Genomic DNA, 19,554 nt, shown 5'->3' on the forward strand with positions numbered 1-19,554 from the left:
ATTATGGTCTTAATAAAAACAAGTTTTGTCTAGGAATTTAGACCACAATGGTATTAAATTTAAGATGATTTTGATTAGGTCATAACATATTTATGCTACTTATTCTTGTTGTTTGTATAGTGGATTATAGTAAAGTTTTCAAGCTTACAATTAGCTTTGTATATTTAATAACTATACACACTATAACATATTAGACAATGTTATGTCGAATTAGTGCCATAGATTCCACATGAGAAGTTTGAGGAAAAAAATCAATTGGTTGTATGGACTCAACTTTATAAAGGTTTTGCTGACATAGTTTTTCTAGATCACGAGCTAGGGTGGAAGGTTGACAACTAATATAAACAATGACAGGGGGATAAATTTTTTTTAGGGTATCAATCACACTGCGATCGCAACCCTTTCGTGGCGGATCGAGTACGATAATATCAGGGGAAACATTAAGAAATGGTAAACAACTTTCGACACTTTTGGCATAAAATTTGGCGTTATCAATACCATTAATCTTGGCATTGTTTTCAGCTTGTTTAATAGAATTTTCATTGTTCTCGATTCCTACAGCTTGAGCTACTTTTTGAGCTAAGGGTAAAGTAAAAGTTCCCACACCACAATAAGCGTCGATAATGGTTTCTTTTCCTGTTAAGCACAATTTTTCTAGCAGTAGATTGAGTAGTAATTCTGCCGCCTCGGTGTTAACTTGAAAAAAGGTGTTAGAACCCAAATGAAAGTTATGCTGACCGAAATTTTCTGTGACGTAATAACGACCAACATAATTAAAATTTTCCTCACCAAAAATCTTGTTACCTCGGTGGGGATTGTAATTAATGGAAACTCCTACTAAGTTAGGATAACGTTCTAACCAAATTTGAGCTTGTTGTTGAAAGTTAGGAAGTTTTGTGCTGGTACTAACAAGAGTTAACAAAATTTCTCCTGTTTTTTTACCTATACGCAACCCTAAATGTCTAAGTTTCCCTTGTCCTGTTTTTTCGTTGTAAATACTCCAACCTTGTGTTTGTATGTCTTGTTTAACCTGAGCCAAAATCGGATTAAGACGGGGATCTTGAATGGGACATTGATTGAGATTAATAATTTGATGGGTATTGCGTTGATAATACCCTGCTTGGACATTTCCTGTAGGAGCGCGTCTTAGGGGATAGGTGGCTTTGTTCCGATAACCTAAGCTCTCTGGGGATGCTAATATCGGCAACACAGGGGGTTCATCAAAACCACCGATGCGTTTTAAGCTTTGAATGACTTGATTTTCTTTGGCTTTTAGCTGATATTCTCGGGAAATATGTTGCCATTGACACCCTCCACACTTGTCGGCCACAATGCAGCTAGGACGAACTCGATGGGGAGAAGGTGAAATAATTTCTTGTAGTTTTCCGTAAGCATATTGTTTTTTCACGTGGGTCAAACGGGCTAAAATGCGATCGCCTGTGACGGTATTTGGGACAAAAACTGCTTTACCCTCTAATTTACCTACTCCATCCCCACTGTGGCTAAGATCGGTTATCTCTAATTCAACGAGATGTCCTTGTTGATAAGATTGTTGCATCTAAAAATCCGGTAGAAATGCCATCTTTGTAGATGGTTAAAAGGGAATTGTATGGTGCAAGGTAGAACCTTAGACCACTCCCATAAGTGGTTCTCGTACACCATAGACTACATTTTAACCTAAAGAGCGAATCGCCTCTAATAAACCTCTGGCCTTGTTTAGAGTCTCCTCGTATTCCTTTTCCGGATCAGAATCAGCCACTAAACCGGCTCCAGCTTGAACCAACACGACGTGTTGTCCGTTGCTCAAAGGACGGACTACCATAGTTCGGATAGCGATCGCTGTGTTTAACTGTCCTTCAAAATCATAGTAACCATAAACTCCAGAATAGGGACCTCTGCGCTCCGGTTCCAATTCATTGATAATTTCCATCGCTCGAATTTTGGGTGCGCCGCTTACGGTTCCGGCGGGAAAACAAGCTTTGAATAGATCCCAGGGGGTTTTATTGGGGGACAATTTTCCCACCACATTACTAACAATGTGCATAACGTGGGAATAGCGTTCAATCACCATCAATTCGTTAACTGTAACACTTCCTTCGCAACAGGCTCTACCCAAATCGTTTCGTCCTAAATCCACTAACATAACGTGTTCGGCGATCTCTTTGGGATCTTGTAATAAGTCTTCGGCTAAAGCTCGATCTTCCTTGAGGGTTTGACCCCGTTTTCTAGTTCCTGCAATAGGTCGTAAAATAGCGTTTAAGGATTGGTCTTCTCTCCGTTCTGCTTTGACCATTACCTCGGGACTAGAGCCGATAATTTGCCAATCTCCAAAGTTATAATAAGCCATGTAGGGAGAGGGATTTATCAACCGTAGAGAACGATAGAGATTGAAGGGATCATCGTCGTAATTGGCTTGTAAGCGTTGCGATATAACTACTTGAAATATATCCCCTGCACGAATGTACTCTTGCGCCTGACGCACGTTTTCGCAGAACTTGGAGCGTTCTGTGTTGCTGGTGTAGGTTAGGGGTTGGCTTTTTTCTGGGTCAAGACTTAATTCGAGGGTCTTTCCTTGGATGGGTAAGGGCAGTTGTAGCTTTAAGACCAATTTAGAGATGCGATCGCAAGCTTCTTGGTAAACTTCTTCCAAGCTAACGGTATTGTCTCGTAAATCAGCGTAGGCGATCGCCCAAATTTTTCGTTTGATTTGATCAAAAACGATTAGATGATCTACTTGCATCCAAACCCCATCCGGGAGATCGTCTTCAGTAATGGGATAGACAGGGACTCTTGGCTCGATCCAATTAATTAATTCGTAGCCCCAGAACCCAAATAAACCACCGATCCCAGAAGGAAGTTGTGGTAGGGTAACAGGTTTAATGGAGGCTAAACAGTCTGTTAAAATATCGAATGGGTTTCCTTCAAAGGTTTTGACCTCCCCATTGCGATAGGTTTGAGTTGTGGTATTTCCCCTGGCACAGAGAACCCACATGGGGTCACAACCCAAGAAACTATAACGGCCTAGATTTTCTCCTCCTTCCACCGATTCTAGTAAGAAACTGTAGGGGCGATCGCCACAAACTTTATACCATGAGGAAACTGGGGTTTCTAAATCTGCTACCCATTCTTGATAAATCGGAACAAAATTACCCTGTTGTGCTAATACGGAAAACTGCTCAAAGTCTGGAAATATCATAACTTTGGTTAAAAATGAGCCGTGGCCAGTTACCAATCATCAGACTATCAATGATGACCATTTTATTGTACCGATGATTGGTCATTGATGCAGATGGACTGCTGTTTGGCCACTGCTTTCAACTTATTCTCTGGTTGAGGGAGTCAGCACAGCTTAAACCCCCAACTCCTGAAGGATTAAACGTCGTAAGGAGCATTCCCAGAGAATTTAAGGGTAACAGGTTCGGGGTTATTCCCAATTTTTCTTTCTTTTTTGCCGTGGTATTCCCGTCCTTCGTTGACTTTTTCAGGGAAGACACCATCTGCAGGGTGGAGAAATTGAATTTCGCCACTGGGATAGACACGGTAGATTTTGTAATCTTGAATTCTTGGCTTAAACTTTGTTCTTAGCTGGGTTCCCAAAGCTAAACATTGCTCTTTGCGGGCTAAATAGAGGAGATTTTCTCCCTCGTTCATGATAGCAGCCCCACCTGTAGGCATTTCAAAGACTTGTTCGCTTTTGCTAGTCCAGGTAATAGCGTATTTTTCTTCCCGTTCAGCTTTCGAGAGTAAACCGCCGGTGCTGCCACCGAACTTGGGAAGCTTTCCTTTAAGCTCTTCTGCCATGATATTTTTATTTCCTCAAAATAAAGGTATTTTAGGCAATAGTATCATTCCGTCATACTTCGTTACCTAGATTAGTAAAGAACTGTAACAATTTAAAAAGTCAGCAGTGAACGGTAGGATAACAGGAAACTAGGCTTAAGGTTTTTTCATGACCCGAATGAACTCCAAAGGCAAACCATCTTGATCAGCAATAAATGCCACCTCATAGACTGTCTGGCCAATCATTTGCTGCTGAGGTTCTAATAGGATAGTTAGGGGACAAAATTGGGTGGGGTCTTCTTGAGATAGTTCTGTTAACTTCGTCTGTAAGGCCGTCAACCAAATGGTGAGATCCGAGATATGCTCGCTTAAATCAAAAGATAAGTGATAATATCCTACGTAATGCTCGTCCCCGAAAGCATCGGGGGCTGGTTTAGGTTCAGGAATCTGTATTAGCTCAATTCTGCCCCCTAAGCCTTCCATCCAACAGGCTAGGGTGTAACCCGTGGTGAATCGCTCTTTGACTGTAAACCCTAACAGTTCGTAGAAAGCGATCGCTTGATGAATATTCGCCGTGCGAATGGAAGCATGGTGCATGATTATTCAAACAGTCGAAAATAAGGATAACGTTTGGGAACCCCTGGTTCTTTTTCTAAGTCAAAATTGATAACTTCCCAATGCTCTTCCTTTGGAATATCGGGGCTAAACTCCACTGGAAGCCCGTACAACCGAGGTACGGATTGAGAATTGCCCCTCCAAGAGGTGTTCCGCTCTAGATAGGTACTCACTAATTCCTTGTAACGATTGGCAATGATTACTTTGGTAGCACGATAGCCCTGAGTGTAAAGTCTGTCTAGGGCTTCGTGGATCTCAAAGCGAATGCCGTCGGGATGAGTATGTTGCCGATACCACTCACCTTCCCACCGTCTCCAGTGCCTACCAGACTGTAAGTGAACTAGCTCATTGTTTTTGGGGTTGGCTTCAAAGGCACCATGACGAGGGCATAAATAGGTGTCTGTCAAGGTCAAAGCAGGAATAACTTGACGACAATGGGGGCATTGGATTTCTGGCCCATAAATGGGGTATTGTAAACTTAGAGTCATCTGTTTTTAGTTGTCTATAATTGCACTGGGTGGTCTGATATACCTGTGCAAAATGGATTGTGCATGTTTTGAGCAGCAGGGCAGACCAGGGCTTTCCATCACCATCAAAAGAGGGTAATTTCTTAATTCGTGTTGGTAATGTCCTTAGACCCGTTGCTAGTAGCTATTATATCGACTAAATCCCAGTCGCCTCGATCCTACCGCGAGATTTTAGATTTAGCTTAGATTTATGCCAGACCCCTTGTTTACCCTTCCCTCTTATTGGCCACTTCCGGATTTGTCTCAAGCTGCTTTTGTTGCGCCGAATGCGGTGATTGTGGGTGATGTAGAAATTGCTCAAGGAGCAAGTATTTGGTATTCTGCGGTAGTACGTGGGGATGTGGAAAAAATTAGAATCGGGGCTTACAGTAACATTCAAGACGGGGCTGTTTTACACGGTGATCCAGGGGAGGTTACCTGTTTAGAGGAATACGTCACCATTGGTCATCGAGCAGTAATTCACGGGGCCCACATCGAAAGAGCTTGTTTAATTGGTATTGGGGCGGTTATTTTAAATGGCATCAGGGTGGGAACCGGTAGTTTGATCGGTGCTGGTGCCATTGTAAATAAGGACGTACCACCAAGATCCCTGGTAGTAGGGGTTCCGGCTCGACGGGTTCGAGATTTATCGGAGGAGGAGGCGGATAAAATGGTCGAACACGCCAAACGTTATCAACAACTAGCTTTAGTCCATTCCAATCAAGGAAATAATTTGGGATTCACAAATGAGACATGATAAGCTATAAATAAAGAAATAATTTTTTCATTAAAGTCCCATAAAAAGTAACAGAGGAAACAAAAAATGGATTGGCGTATTTTAGTCGTGTTTGGACCCATTATCATTGCAGCTGCTTGGGCAGGTTTTAATATCGCCGCTGCCGCTATCGGGCAAATTCAAGGTTTCTTCAACAGAGAAGCATAATTTTTCATAGTCATCAAATTTAAAGAGTGGGGTAATAGGTTGTCTGTCTTTGTTAGGCTGACACTAACTTCTCCCTCTTTTTTTTTTAATACTTTATGTCTATCGTTGATAAGATTATTGTCCCTCTAGATGTCTCCACAGAACAGGCAGCGATCGCTTTATTAGACCGCTTGCCTCAAGTCACCTTTTGGAAAGTGGGGTTAGAATTATATGTGGCTACTGGCCCTACTATTCTTAAGCACCTCAAGGAACGACAAAAAAAAATTTTTCTAGACCTGAAATTTCATGATATCCCCAACACTGTTGCGGGAGCTTGTCGAAGTGCTTCTGAGTATGGAGTAGATTTGTTAACTGTTCATGCAACGGCCGGCAAAAATGCCCTCAAAGCAGCTACGGAAGCGGTTCAACAAAGTCCCTCACCCCCCCAATTATTGGCTATAACCCTACTCACTAGTCTCAATGCAAGGGATCTAGCATTCGATCTCAAAATTCCCCTAGAACTGCCAGAATACGCCCTTCAGATGGCTTTGTTAGCAAAGGATTCTGGGATCAACGGGGCGGTGTGTTCTCCTCAAGAAGTAGGCCAACTTAGACAAGTTTGTGGCCAAGACTTTATTTTGGTTTGTCCTGGAGTTCGTCCCACCTGGTCGCAAACAGGTGATCAAAGCAGGGTAACTACACCTAAACAAGCGTTGGAAGCAGGGGCAGATTATTTGGTTATTGGTCGACCTATTACAATGTCAAATGATCCTGTTATGGCCTGGAACCGTATTATCGATGAAGTTAGTGTATAAGACTCGAAACCAAGCACATAAAGGTACAAGATTACTTTATACCTTATGGGTGTTGATTGTAGCTTGTTGCCTGTGGCCTGTTGCTCCTCAAAGTCAAGCTTCCCCTGAACCGGAGTCCAGTTGTTCGTCGGATATACAAACGTTGATGACTGAGATGTTAAAGGATTTACCCAGTTACGGCAACCGAGCGACACAACGGGCCAGGCGAATGGATGATAATATCGAAGTTTACAACTATATCTTAGTAGCAGGAAACCCAGAATTTGAGCCTTTACCTCTTAGTAATTTACAATATAAGGCTGAGTTAACAGATGAGACAAAACAAGTTTTTTTTACTACTTTGGAACGACAATATAACCAAACTGAAGCGATTCTTTTGCAAAATTATTATTGGTTGTTCTTAACTCCTAGTTCTGAGGGTTGGCGACTGGTTTTATTGTTTTCTCAGTTGGCTGATTTGGAACAGGGGGATCTACCTTTACCTCCCCAAGATGCCATGAATGGAGCGATCGGTCAAGGGATTAAACTTTGGTTAAAAGATTGTCGTGCTGGAGTGTTAAGACAATAATTACTTTACCCAGTGTAATACATCCCTAATAATAGACCAACGAGGTTTTTTTATGCTGTCAATGTTTCCTTGAACCCAGTAATTATGTAAGGATTGTATTGTTCCGTCTTCTTGTTTTAAATCCAACCAAACATTGATAATATCCGTTAAAGTATTAGCATTTTTCGGTAACATATATCCTACAGGAATTGAGACAACTGGTTTAGGAACTGCGATGCCATTACTAGGATAAAGAATGGTCCAAGCAGCAGCATTTTCTGCTGGTAAAACTAGGGCATCAAATTGATTGGAATCGGCTACTAATAAATCTTCAATTTCTCTTTTGGTGATAAGTATTTCAGCGTTTGGTAAAAGTCCTTTTAATTTGGCAATGTAGTAAGGAACATCGGCAGGAATGGCTAATTTTAAATTTTTCCTCTTTTGTAGTTCTTTCCAATTGCTAAACTGCTCTTTTTTATAGTCTTTAATCACAAAGGCTAAAGTTCGTTTAGAAAAAGAATGGGTAAATTGCGCTACTTCTGCTGCTTGGGGTGTTAAAGCGATGGAGGGTATCAATAAATCGCAGTAATTTCCGTTGAGATAGGCGGCCATTTCTTTTCTATCGTTTACTGTATATTCTAGAGGAATAAACTCTAATTTTAAACCCAGTTCCCTGGCCAAAATATGGCTCATTTCTATGTCTAAACCAACTAAATCTCCTTGGGAATTAAAATAAGAAAAAGGATAATCATTTCGTAGATAACAAGTTCTTAAAAGATTGTTAGTTTTGATTTGTTCGTATCGAGGTGTTTCTGTTTCTTGTTCTGCTAAATCATTAATGATGGGGATGGTTTGAGAAACTTTTGCTGGTTGAGGATTTCTCACTCTCAATAGTGGTAAATCGCTTAAAAGTTGATTTTTCGTATAATTGCTAGGGAAGAAATAAGTATAAACGAAATGGACAGAGCCAACAATTAATATTAATAATAAAATGGAGCTAATAATAAAGCGAATTATTTTTTTTCTTCTAATTACGATTAACCCTTGGATGGCACAAGTCGCCAAAATTCCTAATGCTACTGTGTGCATGGCTGCAACTAAAGTTCCGAAACGAGCAGTAAAAATTTCTACAGTAATATACAATGTTAACATATCTGCAGGAATTTTGAAAAGATTTAATAAAAAAGTTGTTGCTAGTGTTCCGTCTGCAAAAAAACCGGCAATTCCTGCTACTAAAAAAGTTGGATATTGAGTTGGGGATAACGGTGAACCCACATACCACGCAGCAAAAGGAATGAATCCTAATGATAGTAATTTTCCCATACTAGGAAAGTTAAAAGAAGCTGGAATAATAACATCTAAGGGGGATTCTTGATCAGATCTAACATTTTTAGTATTGATACTTTCAATTAATTTTTGACTATTATCTACCAAAATAGGAATAACAACTAATAAGTTCGCTGTGGCAAAAGCGGTAGCTAAAGGATTTTTGACACTATCAATAATGTCCTGGTATTTTATTGGTGTTAAAACTGTGATTAATCTAGGTAAAATCCAAAAACTTAATACTAAAGCAATACATCCTTGTAAGACGATATAAACTTGTAATCGCTCTAAATCTTCAAATCTTAATGTCCCAGCCGCATTAGCGGCAATAGCAAAAACACCAATGGGTGCTAATTTTGCTACCCATCGAGTAATTAACATTAAACTATCACTTAGTTTACTAAAAACTTCAATGACTACGGATTTTTCGGGAATAAAAATAAAGGCTAAACCAACAGCTATGCTGAAAGTTACAACAGATGGAATAATTGTATTAGCCATCGCATGAAAAGGATTAGATGGTAAAAATAAATCTAAAAAATTAATCCCTCTTTCCGGTTCAATTAAACTGTCACTGAAAAAAGAGGCAGATTCCCAACTAGGAAAACCAAAGGGAATAAGAATTAGAACCAAAATAACAATCATCCATAAAGATAATAAAACCACTCCTCCTTTAATAAAAATTCCCTTGGCTGCTATAAAATCTAATTTGCCTAAACCAGAGATTAAAGAAACTAAAATATAAGGAATAACAGGCATTTGAAAAAGACGAATATAACCCAGACCAACAACTCCTAAAACTGAAGTCATTTCACCAAAAAATAAGCCCGCCAATATTCCTAAAATAAACCCGATCAATACTTTTAATGCTAAACTTGATTTAAGAGTTTTAAAGACTTTTCTCACTATTAATTTCCTTTAGTCGTAAATTATGTTCAATCAAAGATAAGTTAAAGAACCACTGAAAACCTAACTCTAATGACTAGCATTATAAACTATTTAAGTTCAATCACGATGATACAATTAATTTTTGGAGAAAAATAATAAATAATGATGATTAAACCTTCTGGCAAACAAAGAGAAATTAAGTCATTGGGAAGTGCTTCTATCGATGGCACCCCTCTAGACTATATAGTGGTGATGTCAGCAGTGGTGACGGTGCTGGCTTTTATCCCCTTTTCTATTACCATTGGATCGGGGGGGATATTTCCCCTCAGTCAAGGCATATTTCCCCTTCTGGGGTGGATTTTGGGACCCGTTGGGGGGGCATTGGCTAGTGGCATTGGAACCCTGATGGGGGTCTTTTTAGCCCCTCACACGGCAGGTATTCCTCCCATATCTATTTTTGGGGCAATGATGGCTAGTTTTGCGGCTGGTTGTATGGTGATTGGAAAACAGCGCAAATATTGGTGGTTTGTGATGAGTATTTTCTTTGTAGTTGCCTTCTATCTTTACGTTTCTCGGGCTATGAATAACGGAGTTTCTACTTCTGTTATTATTAAAGGGTCTTTTATTGATTGGTCGGGATTATTATTGTTTATATTACCCACTAGAACTTTATTTGCAAAATGGATTAATAGTGAAAATTTACGGCTAGTTTGGCTTGGTTTATTTTTAGGTAGTTGGACAATAGCTGGAGTCTATCATATTAGTCAAGCTGTGGTAACCTACACTATGTTTAATTGGCCTGAAGAAATATGGATTTTCTTAATTCCTATTATGCCATTAGAAAATTTGGTTCGTTCTTTGGTGGGAGCATTTATTGGAGTTCGTGTTATTTCTGGACTGCGTGCTATTGGCATTATGAAACCCGAAGCAGCTATTTATTAATCTAGAATTTGGAACAATTAATCAGCCACAACAGTTATGGAAATTATTGCTAATTTAGATCAAGTTTCGTACTATTATCCTAACTCAAAACAGCCTGTTTTAAGAGATATTTCTTTGAACGTCTATCAAGGAGAGTTTTTGGGCATAATTGGTTCAACAGGAGCAGGAAAAACAACACTTTGCTTGACATTAAATGGCATTGTTCCACAGTTCTATGGTGGTCGTTTTTTTGGGTATGTTACTGTTGCTGGTTTAGATACTTTGAAGCACCCTGTTAGTCATTTAGCTGGTTATGTGGGGGCTGTTTTTGAAGATCCCGAAACTCAATTGATTTCAACTTCTGTTGAAAACGAAATTGCTTTTGCTTTGGAAAATTTGTGTGTCGATAGAGATGAAATTATTGCTCGTATTCCTCGAGTTTTAGAAGCAGTAAGACTAGAAGGAACGGAATATAAACACCCTCAAGAATTATCGGGAGGGCAAAAACAAAGGTTAGCGATCGCAGCCGCTTTGGCTTTACAACCTCGCTTATTAATATTAGATGAACCTACCTCCCAACTCGATCCCATTGGCACAATGGAAGTGTTTTCAACTGTTAAAGAACTTAATAAAGAGTTGGGGGTTACTATTGTTATGGTATCCCATGCAGCAGAAGAAATGGCAGAATTTAGCGATCGCTTGATTCTACTTTCGGAAGGGGAAGTGATAGCAACAGGAAAACCTCAAGAAATTTACTCACAAATCGATTTATTAGATCAACATAATCTTCGACCTCCTCAAGTAGCTAAAACCTTCTATGAAATTAAACAAAAAAGAGTAAATATTTCTGATATACCAGTGACATTAAAAGCAGGTATTAACAGTTTAAAAGAGTTACAAAATAGTCCTCAAAATCTCTCCAGACTTAACTTGAAGACTGCCTCCGAACGGTGCGACCAAACTCCTTTATTATTAACAGAAAACTTAACCCATATTTACGAAGATGGAACCCAAGCTTTACATAACGTATCCTTAGATATCTATCAAGGAGAATATTGTTTAATTATTGGTCAAAATGGTGCGGGAAAAAGTACCCTGGTAAAGCATTTTTTGAACCTTCTACAACCCACAAAAGGAACTGTTAAAATAAGAGGCAAAGATACCAAAGTCTTATCCGTCAGCGATTTAGCTAAATCTATCGGTTATGTAGCACAAAACCCCGACAATCAAATCTTTAGCATGACGGTGGGAGAAGAAGTTGCTTTTGCCTTAGATAATGTTGGTTACGATCGCAAAGAAATAGATAAAAAAGTTAATCAAACCCTCGAAGAAATGGGTTTATTAAAATACAAAAAAGCTCATCCATTATCTTTACCTAAAGGTGATCGAGCTAGAATTATTATTGCTGCTATCTTAGCAATGGAACCCGATATAATTATTTTTGACGAACCCACTACAGGACAAGATTATAAAGGTTCTCGTGCTATTTTAGAGGTAAGTCGTCAACTCCATGAAATGGGCAAAACAATTATTGTTATTACTCACCATTTATACTTGATGCCGGACTACGCTGAACGTACTATTATTATGGGAAAAGGTACAGTTTTATTAGATGCGCCAATTAGAGAAGCTTATCACCAAAAAGAGTTATTAGAATCTACCTATTTAACTCCTCCTCAAGCAGTTTTATTATCCCAAGCATTGAGTGGATTAAATAATGAAAATTATCCCCTATTAACCCCTAACGAACTAGCGGAGTGTTTTTCTGATGATGAAGTTTGAAACCGTTGAAAAAAAATCTATTTTTACTAGCTTAGATTTCCGAACAAAATTAGTAATGATGGCAGTTGTCACCATAATTGCTTTTGTTTGGGAGAGTCCTGTAACCGGTGGTTTTTTAACATTTATTGTCGGTATTGCTTGTGTTTTTGCTGGTGTAAAGTCTGAATACCTTAGCACTGTTCTTAAGGTGATGATACCTTTTTATATTTTGATAGTTGTGGTGATGGGATTTTTTAATGTTTCCCAAGTGCAAACACTATTAAATACAGATAAATTAACACCGATTTTTTCCCTACCTAAAGAATGGTTTTGGGTTGGTGGTTTAACCATGAATCAAGAAGGGATTGTCTATGGGTTGAACATTGTTTTTAAAACATTAACAATGGTTTTAATTATACCCTTGGGCATTTTTACAACTGATGTCAATGATATGGTTGTAGGAATGGTAAAGGCAAAAATTTCTTATAAAATTGTCTTCATTTTTTCATCAACCTTGCGCTTTTTCCCTTTATTATTAGAAGAAATACAAGGTATTTTAGAGGCACAAAGATTACGAGGATTAGCCTTAGAAAAAATGAGTATTGTTAAAAAAGTAAGCGTATACGCAACCATTGCAGTTCCTTTAATCTTAAATGCAATGGCTAAATCTCAAAAATTAGAAGTAGTGTTACAATCAAAAGCATTTTCTGGTAGTTCAAAAAGAACCTATTTACACGAGTCAATATTAACTTCAACCGATTATGTTTGTATGGTAGGTTTTATTTCACTGTTTATCGTAGCAACTTTTCTATATTTTTATGCTGGTGTAGGTAAGTTTCCTTGGTTACTTTATTCGTAAGAGATTAGTTGTGTTAAGTTTTACTACATTTAGCCGTTAGCTGACAATATAACTGTATAGTAATAAATTGAAATGAAGATTACTTCAGTGGATTGATTGCTGAGGATAGAAAGAGTAATTTTTCCCTAAATTCTAACGTCTGACTGCTAATAAGAGGTATTGATCATGAATAATAACTTAGCCCTTAAGCTTCGAGAAGGAACCAGTCATTCTCACACCTTAGCAGAGAATACAGCCTTTACTAAATGTTTTCTCAAGGGTATTGTCGAAAGAGAACCCTTCCGTAAACTTTTAGCTGACTTTTACTTCTTGTATTCTACCCTAGAAGAAGAACTAGAACGCCACAAAGAAGATCCCGTTATTAGTAAGATATATTTCCCCGAATTAAATCGTAAACCAAACTTGGCACAAGACTTAGAATATTACTACGGAAAAAACTGGGCTGCAGATATTTTTCCTTCCGTTGCAGTTCAAACCTATGTAGCAAGAATTAGAGAAGTTTCCCAGGTTGAACCTACCTTATTAGTTGCTCATTCTTATGTGCGTTATATGGGGGATTTATCCGGTGGACAAAGTTTTAAAAAGATTGCTCGTTCTGCATTAGAATTACCAGAAGGTAAGGGAACCCAATTTTATGAATTTGAGCAAATTTCTACCCCAGAAGCTAAAGGAAAATTCAAAGGAAAATATCGTGACGGTTTAAACGAATTACCTATCGATGAAGCATTAGAAAAAAAGGTCATCGATGAAGCTAATCATGCTTTCAAATTAAACCGAGATTTGGTGCATGAATTGGAAACTGATGTCCGAGAAGCTATCGGGGATCATGTATTTGAATTAATCACTCGTCAAGACATTCCTGGGGTAACAGAAAACCCTCATAGTAAGGGTCATCCTCACAATTTAGTTATTGCAGAATAAAGTAAAACCCCAATTATTATCTAGGGGAAATGTCAGGAAAATAAACAAAAAAGTTGCTATTTTTGTTGAACTGACTCCCCCTTTTTTTGTGATCCATTTTCGGTGAATTATTAAACCATTGAGAGGCTAATTAAGAATATGAACTTAGCGGCTAAAACTATTGCATTTGATCAAGAATTAATCAAAAAATACGACAAATCTTTACCTAGATATACTAGTTATCCCCCAGCAACAGAACTAAAAACAAAAGTAGGAGAACCTGAATTTCGTGCAGGAATAGCTACAGGAAACCACAAAAATACACCTCTTTCTCTCTATTGTCATATTCCTTTTTGCGAAACCGCTTGTTATTTTTGTGGTTGCAACACAATTATTGCAGGAAACAAAAAAATTGCTTCTCCTTATCTAGAATATTTAATTAAAGATATCCAAAGAACCGCCCAATTAATTTCCCCTGATCGCCCAGTTAATCAAATTCATTGGGGTGGAGGAACCCCTAACTATCTAAATCAATCGCAAATCGATCAATTATTTACTACCTTAGTTAATAACTTTAATATTGACAAAAATGCGGAGATATCCATTGAAGTTAACCCAAGATATCTTGACCGCAATCTTATCTTTTTCTTGAGAAATTTAGGTTTTAATCGTATTAGTTTTGGTATCCAAGATTTCGATCCCAAAGTACAAAAAGTCATCAACCGTATTCAACCCGAAGAAATGTTATTTAATGTCATGGGTTGGATGAGAGAAGCTAAGTTTGAAAGTGTAAACGTTGACCTTATTTATGGACTCCCTTATCAAAATAGACATACATTCAAAAATACAGTTGAAAAAACCATAGAACTAGATCCTGATCGCATTGCTGTATTTAACTTTGCCTATATTCCCTGGATCAAATCTGCGCAAAAAAAACTACCTGTCAATGAACTTCCCAACGCATCAGAAAAGCTGGCAATTTTGCAAATGACCATCGAAGAATTCAACAATAATAATTACTTATTTATTGGAATGGATCACTTTGCTAAACCCAACGACGAACTAGCGATCGCCCAATCAGCAGGAGATTTACACCGTAATTTCCAAGGTTACACAACCAAACCAGAATCCGATCTTTTTGCTTTTGGAATGACATCAATTAGTATGTTACACGATGTCTATATTCAAAATCATAAGAAAATTAGAGACTATTATAAAACTCTAGAAGCTGAACATTTACCGATCGAAAAAGGAGTTACTTTAAGCAAAGACGATATCATTCGTCGTTCCGTAATTATGGAATTAATGTGTCAATCTGAACTCTATAAAGATCGTATTGAAGAGAAGTATAATCTTCATTTTGGTCTTGATTTTGACGAATATTTTGCCCAAGAATTAATCGATCTTCAACCATTAGAGGCCGATGGTTTAATCCATTTACATAGCGATCGCTTAGAAGTTACTAATACTGGCCGCTGGTTAATTAGAAATATTGCTGCTGTATTTGATCCTTATCTCAAAGGACGTAAAGAACAGTCATTTTCTAAAGCTATTTAATAGAGAAGGGGGATTAATTTCCCCCCGTTTCTAACTGGAATTGAAACTAATTAATCAGTTAAGATAATCAAGATTCATGTTCTGTTTTGATTTGTTTTATTGCCTCACTTAACTGAGGGGAAGCTTCACCCCATTTGGAAATAAATTTAACCATATCCAGTAAAGGAACATCCACAGTAAAAACTCTTTCTGATGGTACTAAGTATAAGTTTCCAACCGTTGGAGTGGGAACAGTTGGAACAAAAACAGTGTGCATTCCATTATCATGTTTTTCAATTAAAAATCCAGGAGATAAAGACTCATAACTTTGTCCCAAAGCAACAAATCCTACTGCTAAAGCATCACTTCTTTCTAATTTAGCTACCCTATTAGTTAAACTACGAATTAATAAGTAACCTGGAATTTTCCTTAAAATTGGTCCAAGAGTTTGTCTAAAAATGACAGAATAACGAGTTTTTAAGATTATTCCTGCAATCAAACAAATTAACAAAAATATAAACAAAGAAACCGGCAAAGCAATGACATTTTTATCAATTCCTAATACATTGGTAATGGGTTTTAATAAAACAACTACTAATCCTAATAGTGCTTTTACTGTTTTATTGAAAGCTAAAATAGCTAAATAAGCAGGAAGAACAACTAAAAATCCACCGATGAAAGTGGTACGAATTAGTTTAACTAAATTAGAGGGACTTTTTTCTTCGTTTTGCATAGTCATTATTTTTAATTGAAGTTGGGAAATGAGGAGAGGGGAGAGTCGGGATCAACAGACTCTCAATAAAGAGTTAAAGTAATACTAGCTACTTTAAAAGCAAGCTTTATCTGCATTATTGTATTCTCCAATAGTAAAATTAATTGTACTCAAGAAGGATTAATAAGCCATAATTATAATCTTTTTGTAAGGTTCTCGATGTTAACTACTTTTTATTAAGCAAAACTGAATATTGGAACTAGAAGAAGAATTATAATTTATAAATAGTCCATTAACAATTGAAGTAGCAGTAAATTGATTATTTTGTAAACATCCCACTTCTATTTTTAGGTATTTTGATGGTTCTTTTTGTTCAGCAATACGATACCAATAAGTTTGATATTTTTTCTCGTCATTTTCAGAACCAACCTGATTAAAACATTTATATTCTAAGTCCATCATGCTACCATAATCAGAATTAGAAAATCCTAATTGAATTTGATCGTGTGGGAAGTTTTTCCAAGTTTTCCATTGACTCCAACCTGGTTTTTGTTCTTGAAGATGGGTTAAATTTTTCGGTTGAGATATATTTCTATTTTTGTTGAATTCTTGAGCTTTACTTGGTGAGTCTGATGCTACCATAATTAAGACCAAAAGTAAATAAAAAATAGTCTTTTTACGATAATATAAAAAGTAAATCTCCATATATTTTAGTCGATTTTAATTAACTATTAATTGGAATTAGTAAGGGCCGAAAAATTTTCCACTATATGAGGACTTCCACCTTTTCTAATTACTCATGTGATGGACTTAGAAAAGATCAACGATGTTTTTGATTTGATGCACCAATAAAAATCAATTCCCAGCGTGATTACATTTTAGCTTTTATCATCAACAATTGTGGAACTACTTTGGTCCATAAGTTCATAAAATCGCTGTCTCCCTTGATCATAATTTTTACTTTTGTAACCTAAAATTTCACGAATAATCCATTTTTGCGGAATACCATCCCTAAGTAAGGAAGCGATCGCATCGTATAAAATTTCGTCTTCATCAATAAAGTTTTCCTTGAACCATTTTCGACTATTTCGGTAGCGAGTTTTGGGGTTTTCACTATCAAAATGAATAAACATGGCACCGAATACAGAAGGAAAAGACTTTTTAGATATTGTATTTTGTTGTATATTTATAATTTCCCAGTCTTCTTCTGTCAATTTCTTTAGGTATTCTGTTTGTTGTTTTTTTGAGGTTAATGTTTTTGATAACTTTTTTAGTTTCGCTGGTTCAACATAGGGTAAAAGACGGTATAAGTAATCAAAAGAAGTCACTTTTAATAGAGAAGAACCTAAAAGATTTAACTGTTTCTCAGGAGTAACTCGCTCTAAATGACCTTTTTGATGTCGTTCTAATATAGGAGCAATCAAGTGTTTATTAAACCAGTTATAAGACTGAGAAAAACCTCGATCAATATGCATTGCTCCTACTAATGCTTTGAGGGATTTTTCAAAAGGATTACTTGGTTGAACCCGTAAACGATGTCTTTCTTGATTAACATCTAGAAAAGGATAACTTTCCCCTAAACCCAAACTAAACCAAAGAGTAGTGAGTTTTTCTTTGTCTAATAACTTATCTCTTAAAGCAGTCATTTTACTAATACTTAAATAAGGAAAATGATGATATAAGTAATCAATAACAATGAGTTCTAGTAACGTATCTCCTAGAGATTCTAAGCGTTGATTATCACTGTCGGGTTGATTGATTTGTTTTCCATAGGAAGGATCACTTAAGGAAAGAAAAAGTAAGTCTGTGTTTTTAAAGTTGAAGCTAATTTTTTCTTGAACTAGAGATGAATTCCACTGCATAGACAATTTTTGTGAGGAGTTTATCTTTATTATAGAAGAAATCCTGATAACGGTTTTCAATTGGGTGTATAAATATTCTAGTTAAGTTGAGTGTGGGGAGAATTTGTATTTTAATTCTTAATATATTGATACGAAGCAATTTCCATATCTATGGTAGATTACTTGGGAGTATTTTTACTCAAAATCAAGACTGACTGTTTATATTCCCCCTCGCAATGAAGACTTAAAAATCATTTTCTAAAATATTAATTGCATCGTCGCATTGTTCAACATATTTATTTAGTCCCATATCTTGATATAATTTACGTGCATTACGAAAGGCTTCTATTGCATCATCATTACGTTGAATATTCACAAAAGTTCCGCCTAAATTTAATAAAGTGTGAGCTTCTTCTAATTTATTCCCGGTTTCTCTAAAGACATATAAAGCTTGCTGATTATAGTTAATTGCTTCTTCGTATTGTCCTAAAAAGATATACACATTGCCTAAATTGCTTAAAGAAATACCTTCTCCTAGTTTATATCCTATCTCTTTTTTAATTACTAAAGCTTGTTGATAATAATTTATAGCTTTTTGATATTCTCCTAAAGATCGATAAGCAATGCCTAAATTGCCTAAAGAATTCCCTTCACCTTGTCTATCTCCTATTTCTCTAGAAATGTTTAAAGATTGTTGATAATAATTTATGGCTTTTTGGCATTCTCCTAAACATTGATAAGCATTGCCTAAATTGCATAAAGATTTCAGTTCTACTAGTCTATCTCCTATTTCTCTAGAAATGTTTAAAGATTGTTGATAATAAATTCTGGCTTTTTGGTATTCTCTTAAAGATTTATAGGCATTACCTAAATTAACTAAAGAATTACCTTCACCCTGTCTATCTCGTATTTGTCTTTTAATGTCTAAAGATTGTTGATAAAAGATAATCGCTTTTATATATTGTCCTGAAGAACGATAAGCATTGCCTAATTTATTGTTAATATTACTAATCATTAATAAATCATTCCTAGTTTTTTCTTCAGGAGACGTATTATACTCATTTAATAGATTCAATAATTGTTCAATTCTTGCTTGTTTTTTTTGTGAGTCTAGTTTATTAATATTATGCTCAGAATAAATAATATTATGACTATTCATCATTAAATTATTACGATTAGTTTTAAAAGTAAAAACCTTTCTACCCCATGCCCAAAAATCAGGGGCATATTTTGCTAAACGAGTTAAGGCATAATCTGGTAAAAATAACAGCATGGGATGAGGAATACTTGTTCGTAAATCATCTCGTACAAAATTAAGATTAGTTAATACAGAAGGATATTCTTCTACAATACCGATAGATTTTTCTAAACCAGTAATTAGTAAAATTAATTTTTTATTGGGTTGAATATTAACCTGTTTTAATTCAGTAACTAATTCATCCCTTAAAAAACGGAGACTAGGATCAGAAAAATCTAAGATTTCAAATTGAATATTATTACAGTCCGGATGTTCAAGTAAAGCATTAATTAAAATATCTCTATCTTGGGAAAATTTGATTTCTACAAAGCCAATATGAAGCTTCTCAAAAAGTCTGGGGGGACTCGCCGAAAGTTAGGGGACAAAG

General features: G+C 36.6%; 19 protein-coding genes. 9 read left to right on the forward strand and 10 right to left on the reverse strand.

Annotated elements, in window-relative coordinates; genetic code table 11:
- Positions 1 to 190: 190 nt before the first annotated feature.
- The 5 genes from rlmD to P9B04_RS02750 all read right to left on the reverse strand — a co-directional run bounded on the left by rlmD (position 191) and on the right by P9B04_RS02750 (position 4,883).
- Positions 191 to 1,558, reverse strand: a complete 1,368-nt coding sequence (gene rlmD, locus P9B04_RS02730) for a 23S rRNA (uracil(1939)-C(5))-methyltransferase RlmD (protein ID WP_342053464.1) — start codon at positions 1,556 to 1,558, stop codon at positions 191 to 193.
- Between the two features lie 114 nt (positions 1,559 to 1,672).
- A complete protein-coding gene (gene trpE / locus P9B04_RS02735) occupies positions 1,673 to 3,196 on the reverse strand; it encodes an anthranilate synthase component I (RefSeq protein ID WP_342053465.1) in 1,524 nt (507 codons plus the stop codon).
- Between the two features lie 176 nt (positions 3,197 to 3,372).
- Entirely contained in the window at positions 3,373 to 3,801 is a 429-nt protein-coding gene (gene psaD, locus P9B04_RS02740; protein WP_342053466.1) for a photosystem I reaction center subunit II PsaD, read from the reverse strand.
- A gap of 135 nt (positions 3,802 to 3,936) precedes the next feature.
- A complete protein-coding gene (locus P9B04_RS02745; RefSeq protein ID WP_342053467.1) occupies positions 3,937 to 4,377 on the reverse strand; it encodes a VOC family protein in 441 nt (146 codons plus the stop codon).
- Positions 4,378 to 4,379: 2 nt separating this feature from the next.
- Positions 4,380 to 4,883, reverse strand: coding sequence for a TIGR02652 family protein (locus P9B04_RS02750; protein WP_342053468.1), 504 nt, complete (start codon positions 4,881 to 4,883; stop codon positions 4,380 to 4,382).
- A gap of 229 nt (positions 4,884 to 5,112) precedes the next feature.
- Here P9B04_RS02750 and P9B04_RS02755 point away from each other — a divergent pair, with 229 nt between their 5' ends.
- From P9B04_RS02755 to P9B04_RS02770, 4 genes are all read left to right on the forward strand, one after another.
- Positions 5,113 to 5,658 carry a gamma carbonic anhydrase family protein gene (locus P9B04_RS02755; RefSeq protein ID WP_342053469.1) on the forward strand — a complete coding sequence of 182 codons (546 nt, stop codon included), beginning with the start codon at positions 5,113 to 5,115 and terminating at the stop codon, positions 5,656 to 5,658.
- Positions 5,659 to 5,724: 66 nt separating this feature from the next.
- On the forward strand, positions 5,725 to 5,844 hold the full coding sequence (locus P9B04_RS02760) for a photosystem II protein Y (protein ID WP_342053470.1): 120 nt from the start codon (positions 5,725 to 5,727) through the stop codon (positions 5,842 to 5,844).
- Between the two features lie 95 nt (positions 5,845 to 5,939).
- The gene (pyrF, locus tag P9B04_RS02765) at positions 5,940 to 6,638 is read left to right on the forward strand and encodes an orotidine-5'-phosphate decarboxylase (RefSeq protein WP_342053471.1); all 699 of its coding nucleotides are present in this window, start codon (positions 5,940 to 5,942) and stop codon (positions 6,636 to 6,638) included.
- On the forward strand, positions 6,622 to 7,206 hold the full coding sequence (locus P9B04_RS02770) for a hypothetical protein (protein WP_342053472.1): 585 nt from the start codon (positions 6,622 to 6,624) through the stop codon (positions 7,204 to 7,206). Before pyrF ends, P9B04_RS02770 begins: the two co-directional genes overlap by 17 nt.
- On the opposite strand, the gene P9B04_RS02775 is transcribed toward P9B04_RS02770, so the two are convergent.
- On the reverse strand, positions 7,207 to 9,417 hold the full coding sequence (locus tag P9B04_RS02775) for a cation:dicarboxylate symporter family transporter (protein ID WP_342053473.1): 2,211 nt from the start codon (positions 9,415 to 9,417) through the stop codon (positions 7,207 to 7,209).
- Positions 9,418 to 9,561: 144 nt separating this feature from the next.
- On the opposite strand from P9B04_RS02775, the gene P9B04_RS02780 reads away from it, so the two are divergent.
- The 5 genes from P9B04_RS02780 to hemN all read left to right on the forward strand — a co-directional run bounded on the left by P9B04_RS02780 (position 9,562) and on the right by hemN (position 15,397).
- Entirely contained in the window at positions 9,562 to 10,341 is a 780-nt protein-coding gene (locus tag P9B04_RS02780; protein WP_342053474.1) for a hypothetical protein, read from the forward strand.
- A 36-nt stretch (positions 10,342 to 10,377) separates the two neighbouring features.
- Entirely contained in the window at positions 10,378 to 12,102 is a 1,725-nt protein-coding gene (locus P9B04_RS02785) for an ABC transporter ATP-binding protein (protein WP_342053475.1), read from the forward strand.
- Positions 12,089 to 12,940, forward strand: coding sequence for an energy-coupling factor transporter transmembrane component T family protein (locus P9B04_RS02790; protein WP_342053476.1), 852 nt, complete (start codon positions 12,089 to 12,091; stop codon positions 12,938 to 12,940). Before P9B04_RS02785 ends, P9B04_RS02790 begins: the two co-directional genes overlap by 14 nt.
- A gap of 165 nt (positions 12,941 to 13,105) precedes the next feature.
- A complete protein-coding gene (locus P9B04_RS02795) occupies positions 13,106 to 13,861 on the forward strand; it encodes a biliverdin-producing heme oxygenase (protein WP_342053477.1) in 756 nt (251 codons plus the stop codon).
- 138 nt (positions 13,862 to 13,999) lie between these two features.
- Positions 14,000 to 15,397 carry an oxygen-independent coproporphyrinogen III oxidase gene (hemN, locus tag P9B04_RS02800; protein ID WP_342053478.1) on the forward strand — a complete coding sequence of 466 codons (1,398 nt, stop codon included), beginning with the start codon at positions 14,000 to 14,002 and terminating at the stop codon, positions 15,395 to 15,397.
- A gap of 67 nt (positions 15,398 to 15,464) precedes the next feature.
- Here hemN and P9B04_RS02805 read toward each other — a convergent pair whose 3' ends face one another.
- The 4 genes from P9B04_RS02805 to P9B04_RS02820 all read right to left on the reverse strand — a co-directional run bounded on the left by P9B04_RS02805 (position 15,465) and on the right by P9B04_RS02820 (position 19,202).
- Positions 15,465 to 16,115 carry a hypothetical protein gene (locus P9B04_RS02805; protein ID WP_342053479.1) on the reverse strand — a complete coding sequence of 217 codons (651 nt, stop codon included), beginning with the start codon at positions 16,113 to 16,115 and terminating at the stop codon, positions 15,465 to 15,467.
- Positions 16,116 to 16,310: 195 nt separating this feature from the next.
- The gene (locus P9B04_RS02810; protein WP_342053480.1) at positions 16,311 to 16,730 is read right to left on the reverse strand and encodes a hypothetical protein; all 420 of its coding nucleotides are present in this window, start codon (positions 16,728 to 16,730) and stop codon (positions 16,311 to 16,313) included.
- A gap of 236 nt (positions 16,731 to 16,966) precedes the next feature.
- Positions 16,967 to 17,950 (reverse strand): ribonuclease III domain-containing protein, encoded by a 984-nt coding sequence (locus P9B04_RS02815; RefSeq protein ID WP_342053481.1) that lies wholly within the window; start codon positions 17,948 to 17,950, stop codon positions 16,967 to 16,969.
- A 223-nt stretch (positions 17,951 to 18,173) separates the two neighbouring features.
- Complete coding sequence (locus P9B04_RS02820; protein WP_342053482.1) at positions 18,174 to 19,202, reverse strand: tetratricopeptide repeat protein; 1,029 nt, start codon at positions 19,200 to 19,202, stop codon at positions 18,174 to 18,176.
- Positions 19,203 to 19,554: the final 352 nt, after the last annotated feature.

The organism is Crocosphaera sp. Alani8 (assembly GCF_038442745.1).
Lineage (GTDB): Bacteria > Cyanobacteriota > Cyanobacteriia > Cyanobacteriales > Microcystaceae > Crocosphaera.

Bases quoted from the DNA above. Each gene is read 5' to 3' on its own strand.
- rlmD (WP_342053464.1), bottom strand. From the start codon at position 1,558: ATGCAACAATCTTATCAACAAGGACATCTCGTTGAATTAGAGATAACC.
- trpE (WP_342053465.1), bottom strand. From the start codon at position 3,196: ATGATATTTCCAGACTTTGAGCAGTTTTCCGTATTAGCACAACAGGGT.
- psaD (WP_342053466.1), bottom strand. From the start codon at position 3,801: ATGGCAGAAGAGCTTAAAGGAAAGCTTCCCAAGTTCGGTGGCAGCACC.
- P9B04_RS02745 (WP_342053467.1), bottom strand. From the start codon at position 4,377: ATGCACCATGCTTCCATTCGCACGGCGAATATTCATCAAGCGATCGCT.
- P9B04_RS02750 (WP_342053468.1), bottom strand. From the start codon at position 4,883: ATGACTCTAAGTTTACAATACCCCATTTATGGGCCAGAAATCCAATGC.
- P9B04_RS02755 (WP_342053469.1), top strand. From the start codon at position 5,113: ATGCCAGACCCCTTGTTTACCCTTCCCTCTTATTGGCCACTTCCGGAT.
- P9B04_RS02760 (WP_342053470.1), top strand. From the start codon at position 5,725: ATGGATTGGCGTATTTTAGTCGTGTTTGGACCCATTATCATTGCAGCT.
- pyrF (WP_342053471.1), top strand. From the start codon at position 5,940: ATGTCTATCGTTGATAAGATTATTGTCCCTCTAGATGTCTCCACAGAA.
- P9B04_RS02770 (WP_342053472.1), top strand. From the start codon at position 6,622: ATGAAGTTAGTGTATAAGACTCGAAACCAAGCACATAAAGGTACAAGA.
- P9B04_RS02780 (WP_342053474.1), top strand. From the start codon at position 9,562: ATGATGATTAAACCTTCTGGCAAACAAAGAGAAATTAAGTCATTGGGA.
- P9B04_RS02785 (WP_342053475.1), top strand. From the start codon at position 10,378: ATGGAAATTATTGCTAATTTAGATCAAGTTTCGTACTATTATCCTAAC.
- P9B04_RS02790 (WP_342053476.1), top strand. From the start codon at position 12,089: ATGATGAAGTTTGAAACCGTTGAAAAAAAATCTATTTTTACTAGCTTA.
- P9B04_RS02795 (WP_342053477.1), top strand. From the start codon at position 13,106: ATGAATAATAACTTAGCCCTTAAGCTTCGAGAAGGAACCAGTCATTCT.
- hemN (WP_342053478.1), top strand. From the start codon at position 14,000: ATGAACTTAGCGGCTAAAACTATTGCATTTGATCAAGAATTAATCAAA.
- P9B04_RS02805 (WP_342053479.1), bottom strand. From the start codon at position 16,115: ATGACTATGCAAAACGAAGAAAAAAGTCCCTCTAATTTAGTTAAACTA.
- P9B04_RS02810 (WP_342053480.1), bottom strand. From the start codon at position 16,730: ATGGTAGCATCAGACTCACCAAGTAAAGCTCAAGAATTCAACAAAAAT.
- P9B04_RS02815 (WP_342053481.1), bottom strand. From the start codon at position 17,950: ATGCAGTGGAATTCATCTCTAGTTCAAGAAAAAATTAGCTTCAACTTT.
- P9B04_RS02820 (WP_342053482.1), bottom strand. From the start codon at position 19,202: ATGCTGTTATTTTTACCAGATTATGCCTTAACTCGTTTAGCAAAATAT.